The sequence below is a fragment of the Kitasatospora sp. NPDC059146 genome, from assembly GCF_042786665.1.
Taxonomy (GTDB): Bacteria; Actinomycetota; Actinomycetes; order Streptomycetales; family Streptomycetaceae; genus Kitasatospora.
This window is the reverse complement of sequence record NZ_JBHZCY010000261.1, coordinates 1-2,334: the sequence shown is the minus strand read 5'-3', so window position 1 is coordinate 2,334 and position 2,334 is coordinate 1. Positions and strand designations below refer to the sequence as shown.

General features: G+C 72.0%; 4 protein-coding genes. 3 read left to right on the top strand and 1 reads right to left on the bottom strand.

The genetic code is table 11. From position 1 onward, the window contains the following. Window positions 1-139: 139 nt before the first annotated feature. Window positions 140-847 (bottom strand): hypothetical protein, encoded by a 708-nt coding sequence (locus ACFXPX_RS43775; protein WP_375881776.1) that lies wholly within the window; start codon window positions 845-847, stop codon window positions 140-142. Between the two features lie 280 nt (window positions 848-1,127). On the opposite strand from ACFXPX_RS43775, the gene ACFXPX_RS43770 reads away from it, so the two are divergent. The 3 genes from ACFXPX_RS43770 to ACFXPX_RS43760 all read left to right on the top strand — a co-directional run bounded on the left by ACFXPX_RS43770 (window position 1,128) and on the right by ACFXPX_RS43760 (window position 2,298). After that, entirely contained in the window at window positions 1,128-1,472 is a 345-nt protein-coding gene (locus ACFXPX_RS43770) for a rodlet layer protein (protein WP_375881773.1), read from the top strand. Between the two features lie 82 nt (window positions 1,473-1,554). Further along, entirely contained in the window at window positions 1,555-1,899 is a 345-nt protein-coding gene (locus tag ACFXPX_RS43765) for a rodlet layer protein (RefSeq protein ID WP_188309838.1), read from the top strand. Between the two features lie 132 nt (window positions 1,900-2,031). Continuing rightward, window positions 2,032-2,298 carry a hypothetical protein gene (locus tag ACFXPX_RS43760; RefSeq protein WP_380522889.1) on the top strand — a complete coding sequence of 89 codons (267 nt, stop codon included), beginning with the start codon at window positions 2,032-2,034 and terminating at the stop codon, window positions 2,296-2,298. Window positions 2,299-2,334: the final 36 nt, after the last annotated feature.

Below are 2,334 nucleotides of genomic sequence, written 5' to 3'. Positions count from 1 at the left end.
GGCGGCCCGCGCCCGCGCGGCGGGCGGGCCCCCGTCCGGGGGGCATGGGGGGGGGGGCTCCGGCGCGTCGGGCGGCAGCCCGGAGCCGGGCTCAGTGCCGGGCGCAGTGCCGGGCTCGGAGCCAGGCTCGGAGCTGGGCTCAGAGCTGGGTGAGGTCGGCCAGGCCGCTCTGCTGGACGAGGCCGGTGACGGTCGAGGTCGCCGTGCCGGTCGCGTCGGTCTGCCCCAGGACGCCGGTGGCGGTGGCGGTGGTGGTGTTGGCCAGGTCGTTCGCCTCGTCGGTGACGGAGAGCCGGCTCTCGTCGCCGCCCAGGCTCGCGGTGGCCCCGGGGACGGTCTGCACGGCGCCGGGCACCAGGTGCGGGTCCACCTCGTCCACCCGGAGCCGGCCGTCGGCCAGCTGGCCGGTGCCGTCGTGCACCAGGGAGAGCGGCTTGCCCACGTCCAGGCCGGGGGTCTTGGCCTGGAGCGGCGCGGCCGGGGCCTCCAGCAGCACCTCACCGAGGTCGGCACCCTGGTCGACCAGCGGCAGCGGCAGCTGGGCCTTGGCGCTCGGGCCGACCTTGCCGGTGGCCAGCTGGGGCACCAGGTGGTCCGGGAGCAGCCCGTTGTCGGTGGTCCGGCCGGCCACCGGCGGCATGAGCAGGGAGGTGGGGATGCCGGCCGTGACGTGGCTGCCGAGCGGGGTGAGCGGTACGTCCGCCGGGACCTGCTGGGTGGCCAGCTTGTCCTCCAGGGCTCCGACCTGGTCGGGGCTGACCGGGGCGGCGGAGGCCGCTCCCTGGGAGGCGAGCACGCCCGCACCGACCGCCAACAGCATCGCGCCGGCCCGCTTGGAGAACTTCATGCTTTTCACCGTTCCTTCGGGGAGGGCTGCGGGGCCGCAGCCGGAAAGCAATCTGCGCAACGAGTGACCAGGAGTTCGGATTGCGGGCGTTAACCGATTCGGCGTAATAATCCGACCGGAAACCACCCTCGGACGCGCCTCCCGGACTCTTTTCAAAAATCCCCGTAACCTTCCGTGCCGTCATTCTTTGATCTGGACGTCAGTGACTGCAGACCGGGTCTGAGCGTCCGACGCGTTGCTACGCACGGAAACCGAAAGCATTTCAGAGAGGGATCTCCCCATGATCCAGAAGTCCTTCGCCGCCGCCGGCCTGGCCGTCGCCGCGCTCGCCGGCGCCGCCGCTCCCGCTTCGGCCATCGGTGACGCGGACGGCTCGGCCGCCTCCATCGAGGGCAACGGCGGCACCAACTTCACCGGGACGGTCGGGAACAACAGCCCGAACTTCCACTTCCTGGACAACGCGAACGTCTGCCTCCCCGAGATCCACAACATCGCCGTCGGCGTTCTCGGTGTGGCCGTCCCGGTCGAGGTCCCGATCGCCAACAGCGGTGGCAAGCAGTACTGCACCCAGGGCCAGGGCACCCAGAGCCACGGCGACGCGGGCGTGTCCCACCTGGTCGGCTGACGTTCCCCCAGCCCACCTCCGCACCACCCCCTGAACCACCCTCGAATCGCTCCCCGATTCACCCTTGAGAGGAAAACCGGAAATGATCAAGAAGTCCCTCGCCGCCGCCGGCCTGGCCGCCGCCGCCATCGCGATGTCCGCCGGCTCGGCTTCCGCCATCGTCGACTCGGACGGCGCCGCCACCTCCGTCCAGGGCAACGGCGGCACCAACCAGACCGGCACCCACGGCAACGGCAGCCCGAACTTCCACACCCTGGACAACGCGAACATCTGCCTGCCGGAGGTCCACAACATCGCCGTCGCCGTCGTCGGCGTCGCGGTTCCGGTCGAGGTGCCCGTCCTGAACAGCACCCCGAAGCAGATCTGCAACGTCGGCCAGAACACCCAGTCCTCGGGCGACGCGGGTGTCTCGCACCTGATCGGCTGATCAAGGGGCACGGCACGGACGGAGGGCCCGGGGAGGAGAAGCTCCCCGGGCCCTCCGGGCTTGGCAGACAAGAGTCACAGCACCAGTCAGAGGACGGGCGCCGCGGGGCGCCCCCACAGAGAGGGCAGATCCATGAAGAGCACGCTGGCCAAGGCCGCCCTGACCGCCACCGCCGCGCTCGCGCTCGCCGGTGCCGCCACCCCGGCGTTCGCCCACGTCGGCCTGGTGGGCGGCGGCGGCATCGTCGCCTCCGGTGACCACCCGTTCGTGGCCGGTGGGGGCTTCGGCGTCGGCCACACCACCGACGTCGTCGCCGGCGGCTTCGCCGAGGGTGCCGCCACCTCGACCGACCTGATCGGCGGCGGTGGGGGCTTCGCGCACATCAAGGGCTGGAAGTAGCAACGAGGAAGGCCGGGCCGCTCCCCGCGGGGGAGC

Bases quoted from the DNA above. Each gene is read 5' to 3' on its own strand.
- ACFXPX_RS43775 (WP_375881776.1), bottom strand. From the start codon at position 847: ATGAAGTTCTCCAAGCGGGCCGGCGCGATGCTGTTGGCGGTCGGTGCG.
- ACFXPX_RS43770 (WP_375881773.1), top strand. From the start codon at position 1,128: ATGATCCAGAAGTCCTTCGCCGCCGCCGGCCTGGCCGTCGCCGCGCTC.
- ACFXPX_RS43765 (WP_188309838.1), top strand. From the start codon at position 1,555: ATGATCAAGAAGTCCCTCGCCGCCGCCGGCCTGGCCGCCGCCGCCATC.
- ACFXPX_RS43760 (WP_380522889.1), top strand. From the start codon at position 2,032: ATGAAGAGCACGCTGGCCAAGGCCGCCCTGACCGCCACCGCCGCGCTC.